This is a genomic window from Streptomyces sp. NPDC057543, assembly GCF_042801895.1.
In the GTDB taxonomy this organism is placed as follows: Bacteria; Actinomycetota; Actinomycetes; order Streptomycetales; family Streptomycetaceae; genus Streptomyces.
In genome coordinates, this window is the sequence record NZ_JBHVFF010000387.1 from 1 (window position 1) to 6,513 (window position 6,513).

A 6,513-nucleotide genomic window follows, 5' to 3' on the forward strand; every position below is an offset into this window, starting at 1 on the left:
CCATGGGCCCTGCCCGTGCGGTGAGGACGTCAGTCCCAGACGAGTCGGCCGTCCTCCACATGTCCGGCCGTAGGCGACGCCCCCGCGGAGATCTGCTCCATGAGGGCGACGGTGTCGTCGAACAGGTCGGCCAGCGAAGCGTGGACCTCGAAGGAGGGCGCGTCCCCGTCACCGAATGAACCGATCCGGCCGCTTCGCGCGTCCAGGAACTTTCCGTAACAGGAGTCCTCGTCCGAGACGACCGGAATCCACTGCTCGTGCCAGAAGGGGAACTCCGGATCGTCGGACGGGTCGTCGCGCTCGATCTCCATCTTGAACGCATAGGTACGCTCCATGGCCACGAGCCCCAGAAAGTCCCGGTTCCCGGGCGCGACCCCTTCGGTGACCTCTCCGGCCCCCGACTCCAGCAGCCAGGCCCGCAGTTCGGCCGGGAACGCGATACCCATCCGGTCCTCCGTCGCGGAGATGTCCGCCGCAGCCGCAGGGCCCAGAACCGAGGCCGCGGTCACGGGAGCATGCGCCTCCAGCCAGCCCACCAGCCGCCGCCACGCCCGTTGTGCCTCATCCATGACCGGCCCCCACTCCCTCGTCGCGCCTCTCGCGGCGCAGCCTACGACACGGGGTCTCGCCGGATCGGGAAGATCCCCGGCCGGCCCGGAACGGACCGCCCTGGACGGGCCCTTCGCCTCAGTCCGTGACCCACTCGACCATCCGGTTCTCGTGAAGAGAAGGAAAGCGTCGCGCAAGGCTGACCGGGGTCGGGCCTTCCACCGCGCTGCACAGGTCACGGAGCATGACGGGCAGGCTGGGCCACAGTTTCGCGTAGTCGGGGTCTCCGAATGACATCTCCCCGATGGCCCCGAAGCCGTCGGTTCGGTGATCGATGAAGAGGAGGTCGCCGGTAAGGGCCTGGGCGAACGGGACCCATCGGGGATGGGCGATCCTGCCGATCACTTCTTCCTCGTAGCCGTCCTCGACGGCGTCGTTCGCCAGGGAGACGAGGTGGGCGTGGGATTCGATGATGCGGTCCACCGGAAGCAGGCTGTATCCGAGAAGAAAGGCTCCGGGGCTGCCGCTGGACCGTCGGCGCTCGACACCGTTGTGCATCGACAGGAGGGACGCGAGTGCGGGGTCGGGCGGAAAGCCGATCCCGGCCTCCAGCGTGGCGATCTCCGTGACGGACGCGCCCGGTCGTAGGGCGGAGAAGTCTCCGGGGGCGTGGGTCCGCAACCAGGTCTCAAGTCTTCGCCACAGGGTGTGAAGGTCATCGGGTCCGTCCGGTGAAGCGCTGCTGTTCATGTGCGCGTCCTCTCTGTGATGGGGCTATCCTCCGCGCATGGGCGCACAGTTCGGCGGCTGGCCGGAGCAGGCCATGGATGTGCTGGTGCGGCTTCAGGGCGAACCGGACAGGGAGACCAGGGAGTCTTGCCGGGCGGATCGTGAGCGGCTGGTGCGGCAGCCGATGATCGATCTGCTCAATGAGGTCGCGGACGCCGACGCCCGGTACGAGGACTTCTCCGTCTGGCACTACCGGACCAACTCCTGGTGGTGGCAGAACCAGGGCGCGGTGATCCGGATCGGGCGCAAGGTCGAGATCGGGCTCCGGTTCTCCCTGGAGGGCCTGCGGGTCCAGGGGGCCTGGTGGTATCCCGACGCGGGCCAGGTCGACGCGTACCGCGGAGCCGTTGACGCCGAGGGCAGCGGCCGGGAGCTGTCCGCCCTCGTCGACGCCGTGCGGAACAAGGGCTATGACGTCTCCGGGGACGTGATGAAGCGTCCTCCGCGCGGCTACCCGGCCGACCACGCCCGCGCGGACCTGCTCCGCCACCGCTCGTTGATCGCGGCCCGCGCCCTCGGTGACGAGGAGTGGCTGCACACCGCCGAAGCCGTCGATCGGGTCCTGGCGGCCGCCGCCTACCTGGACCCCTTGCTGACGTGGCTCGCCCGCCACGTCACGCGTACTTCGTGACCTCACCCGGTCGACGCCGCCGGATCGGAGGCACCCCGCCGCCCGGGGCGAGAGTTCCAGGCCATCCGCAAAGAATCAGCCATTCGACCTCCCCTATGGGGCAACGCCGTTAACAAATTGTCCCAGGAACCCCACAGGTCACGGCCCTGCGGGCGCCGGACTCGCCCCCGGAGGGCCCCGAAAAGCAGCCAGGCGTGATCAGGGCGGGCCCGCCACGCGAAGTGGCTGCATATGGTCTGGACCGGCGCGACGACTCACCTCTACGACAACACGGCTTGCCAGGAGGCCCCGGTGACGGGCACGTCTGCCGGGGGAACGCGACCCCGGTTCGCGCCTGGTGAGGCGAGGCGCTCGACTCCGGCCCCGGGCCGTGTCGCGGCGCCTCCTTGTCGTATCGCCGCCGCTGCCGGCAGTGCCCCGGCCGAAACGGCACTTCGGCCGGTCATCCCACCGCATGGAGGAGACACATGCTGAAGCACAGATACCGAACACGCCGAAGGAGCAGAGCCATCGTCGGCCTGGCCGTGTGCGCCATGGCGATGGGGCTTGTCCAGGCGCCGGCGTCCGCCGACGAGCCCGCGCCCGGGAGCGCCGCCGATGGCCGGTCCGAGGCGGGCGGCAACGAGGGGGCGGACCTCCGTCCGTCAGCGGTACCCACCGAGAACCGGCGTTCTGTGCTGGGCGACGGATACAAGGATTCGGCGGACCGGATCTGGACGTCGTCGGGTGACGGTACGGGCTTTCATGTGCTGACCGCCGTCGCGAAGGACGGCTACCGGTGGAAGACGGCGGCGACGCTGTCCGAGCCGGGCTTCGACACCGACACCTGGATCGGCAATGTCTGCGTGACCGCTTCCGGCGAACGCGCCGCCGTCGCGTACGCACCCCGGACGTTCACGAACAAGCCGGAGCTGATGACGCGCGGTGCCTTCACCGCTGTGGTCGACCTGACCAGCGGCAAGGTCACCAAGCTGCCGTTCCAGGCCACGCTCGGCTACTTCTCGCCCGGCTGCGGTACGGGCGAGGACGCCGTCTTCTCCCAGTTCACGGACGACGACTCGAAGCGGAACGAGACGCGGCTACTCCGGGTGGACAGCGCGCGCGGCACTACCGGCAAGGCGCTGACCCTGAGCGGCCAGGTCACCTCGGCCGTGCCGGTCGGCAAGAACATCGTGGCCGCGCGCGGCTCCAGCCTGGCCAGGGTGGACGCCCACGGGACGATGCGCACCGTCGCTGAGACGGCGGCCGTGCCCTTCCGGCTCATGCCGGACGCGGACGGGGGCGTGGTGTTCCTGGACCGCGACGCCGACAAGGGCGCGAAGGCGCAGGGCGCCGTGCGCCGCGTGTCCGCCCAGCAGATCACCGAGGCCAAGGGCGGCCGGGTCCCCGGAGTCCTCGCTTCCGGGGCCATGGAGGGGCTCGACCTGGCGCGTGCCGCGTCCGGCACGGTCTTCGTCACCGGGAAGGCCCAGGTCCGCAGCGCCCTGCCGGGCACGGTCAGGCATGTGGCGGGCATTGCGAAGGACACCACCGTGTCGACCTCAGGGAGGGCGGCCGTCACCTCGCGGTGGGCCGATGGGAAGGACTCGCGGATACGCCCCGAGGAGGCGCTGACCGCGCGCACGGTGCGCACCGACGTACACGTGCTGGCCACGGACAAGTCCGTGTCCCTGGACGCGCTGCCCTCGGACGAGGTGCTGGGCGGGGAGAAGGCGGCGGCGCAGGGCGCCGGCACGTCCCCGGTGCTGCCCGAGCCGAAGCCCGCCGCGACGGCGTCACGTGTCGCGGCGGAGAGCCCGGTGGACGCGGACCGCTACTGCTCGGTGCCGCGCGGCGACCCCCGCAAGCAGGCGTTCCAGCCCACGCCCCGGCAGGTCGAGTGGGCCGTGGACCAGGCCGTCACCGGAAACCTGAACAAGCACATCTCCCGCCCGGCGGACTGGAAGGGCACGGGCATGGCCGGCTACCAGCCGCAGAGCCTATTCCCTCTGGTGCCGATGGTGGGCGACCCCGGTAACGACGAGGACTTCCATGTTCCCGCGCAGGTGATGCTCGGCGTTACCGCGCAGGAGTCCAACATGTGGCAGGCCACCCGCTATGCCGTGCCCGGCGTCACCGCCAATCCGCTGATCGGCAACTACTACGGCATCGAGTACGCCGCCGACGGCGAGCAGAACGACCCGTGGAAGATCGACTTCAGCAAGGCCGACTGCGGCTACGGCATCACCCAGGTCACCGATGGCATGCGGGTGCACGGCAAGGAGAAGACCGGCGAGCAGCCGCTGTCCACCACGCAGCAGGAGGCGGTGGCGCTCGACTACACGGCGAACATCGCCGCGGGTGTGAACATCCTCGTCGGCAAGTGGAACGAGACCTACAAGGCCGGGATGCTGATCAACGAGGGCAGCCCGAAGTACATCGAGAACTGGACGTTCGCCCTGTGGGCGTACAACGCCGGCTTCCATCCTCAGTCGGAGGCGTCCAAGAACGGTGGCAAGTGGGGGGTGGGCTGGACCAACAACCCGGCCAACCCGCTGTGGAAGGCCAACCGCACCCCGTTCCTGGAGAACTCCGAGCGCAAGGACGACTACTCGCACGCCGCGCACCCGCAGGACTGGCCGTATCAGGAGAAGGTGATCGGCTGGGCGGCCCGCCCCATTTCGGCGATGTTCGCCCCCGGTGACATGCAGGCCGGCTACCGCGCCGCCTGGTGGAACAGCGACGTCCTGCGGACCGGGGCCAAGCCGGCCGAGGACCTGTTCTGCGACTCATCCAACAACTGCAACCCCGGCAAGATCGGCGACGGCGACTCCAACGACCCGGGCCAGGGCGCCTGTGAGCTGGACGACCCCAGCTCGTCGATCCGCCTCTACTGCTGGTGGAACAAGGACGTCAAGTGGAAGGACTGCGACAAGGGCGCCCAGTGCGGCAACCCGGTCCACCGCTTCGACGACACGTATCCGGAACAGCCTGACGGCAATGCCTACCCGCCCCGTTGCGGTCCCGGTGTCCCCTCCGGCACGTATGTGGTGGACGATCTGCCCAACGGTACGCGCCCGGCCGGATCGGATCTGCGCAGCTGCGGCAATGTCTCCTCGGCCGGTTCGTTCGGTTTCGACTTCGCGACCGGCTCCGGGAAGATGGACCTGCACCAGATCGGTGCCGCGTACGGCAACCACTTCTGGTTCTCCCACACGCGCAAGGCCGGTGACGCCGATGGGGCGCGTCTGCTGACCACCGGCACCTGGTCGCTGGGCTACGACATGAACGAGTGGGTGCGCATCATGGTCCACCTGCCGGACCACGGAGCCCACACCCAGCAGGCGAAGTACGAGATCGACACGGGTGACGGCACCTTCTCCCGGAACCGCACCATCGGCCAGAAACGCGGCAAGAACGCGTGGGTGTCGATCGGCGCCTACAAGGTCAGTGGCAAGCCGCGCGTCCGCCTGTCGAACGCCACACTCGACGGCACCGGGAGCGAGGACGTGGCCTGGGACGCGGTCGCCTTCCAGCCGCTCGGCGACAAGCCCAAGCACATGGTCGCCGTGCTCGGTGACTCGTACAGCTCCGGCGAGGGCGCCGGTGACTACTCCTTCGAGAGCGACAAGGATCACGGCACGTCGGAGTGGAACGGCTGTCGCCGCAGCGGGAACGCCTGGGCCCGCAAGATCACCCTGCCGGGCATGACCGAGTCGGTCGGCGCCGACAGTGACGGCTGGGGCTACGACGTGGAACTCGGCTTCGCCGCCTGTTCCGGTGCCATGACGAAGAACGTGGCCACCGTCCCCTCCGGCAACATTCCGCAGAAGCACAAGGAGGGTCAGTTCAACGAAGTCCTCCAGGTCGACTCCGGAGTCCTGAGCAAGGACACCACGCTCGTGATGCTGACCCTCGGCGGGAATGACGAGAATGGCTTCGCGGGCGCCATGCAGGAGTGCAGTTCCCTCTCCAACTGTGCCTCCGACTCCTTCCTGGCCGACAAGAAGGCCATCATCGACCGTATGATCCCTGACCTCTCCGTCGTTCTGGAGAAGATCGCGGCCAAGGCGTCCAACGCCCACATCGTCCTGATGGGGTATCCCGAACTCCTCAGCCGCACGGTCAAGTGCGCCGGTTCCCTCTACTTCGACATGACCGAGGTCGAAGCCCTGGCCGAGCTGGTCAACTACGCGAACGCGGAACAGAAGAAGGCGGTGGACGACCTGCGCACGGGCGCGCAGAAACTCAAGATCGAGTACGCCAACCCGGTCGATGCCTTCGTCGGCCACGGCGGATGCGACGATCCCGAGTGGATCAACAAGATCGTCATTGGCCCCAACGGCGACGGCGACTTCCACGACGGCGACCCCGCGTCCGTTCCGGCATCGTGCCTCTGGGGCATCTCCGGCGGCCGGTGCATCAGCCGCGAGTCCTTCCACCCCAAGAACGCCGGCACCACCGGCTACGCCGACGTCATGAAGAAGCGCCTCGGCGAGATCGGATATACGGGATCATGACCCGGTGACTCAGGCACCCACCCCGCGCACCCGGTCCTCCAGGAC

Annotated in this window: 4 protein-coding genes; 2 read left to right on the forward strand and 2 right to left on the reverse strand. The window is 68.7% G+C overall.

Annotation, left to right across the window (positions count from 1 at the left end; translation table 11 throughout):
- Nucleotides 1-29: 29 nt before the first annotated feature.
- Both ACFU8Q_RS37735 and ACFU8Q_RS37740 read right to left on the reverse strand, forming a co-directional pair.
- Entirely contained in the window at nt 30-569 is a 540-nt protein-coding gene (locus ACFU8Q_RS37735; protein ID WP_384463542.1) for an SMI1/KNR4 family protein, read from the reverse strand.
- Between the two features lie 118 nt (nt 570-687).
- Entirely contained in the window at nt 688-1,299 is a 612-nt protein-coding gene (locus ACFU8Q_RS37740; protein ID WP_384463545.1) for an SMI1/KNR4 family protein, read from the reverse strand.
- A gap of 37 nt (nt 1,300-1,336) precedes the next feature.
- Here ACFU8Q_RS37740 and ACFU8Q_RS37745 point away from each other — a divergent pair, with 37 nt between their 5' ends.
- Together ACFU8Q_RS37745 and ACFU8Q_RS37750 are read left to right on the forward strand one after the other, a co-directional pair.
- Nucleotides 1,337-1,969, forward strand: coding sequence for a DUF2461 family protein (locus ACFU8Q_RS37745; protein WP_384463549.1), 633 nt, complete (start codon nt 1,337-1,339; stop codon nt 1,967-1,969).
- A gap of 467 nt (nt 1,970-2,436) precedes the next feature.
- A complete protein-coding gene (locus tag ACFU8Q_RS37750) occupies nt 2,437-6,468 on the forward strand; it encodes a hypothetical protein (protein ID WP_384463552.1) in 4,032 nt (1,343 codons plus the stop codon).
- Nucleotides 6,469-6,513 lie beyond the last annotated feature (45 nt).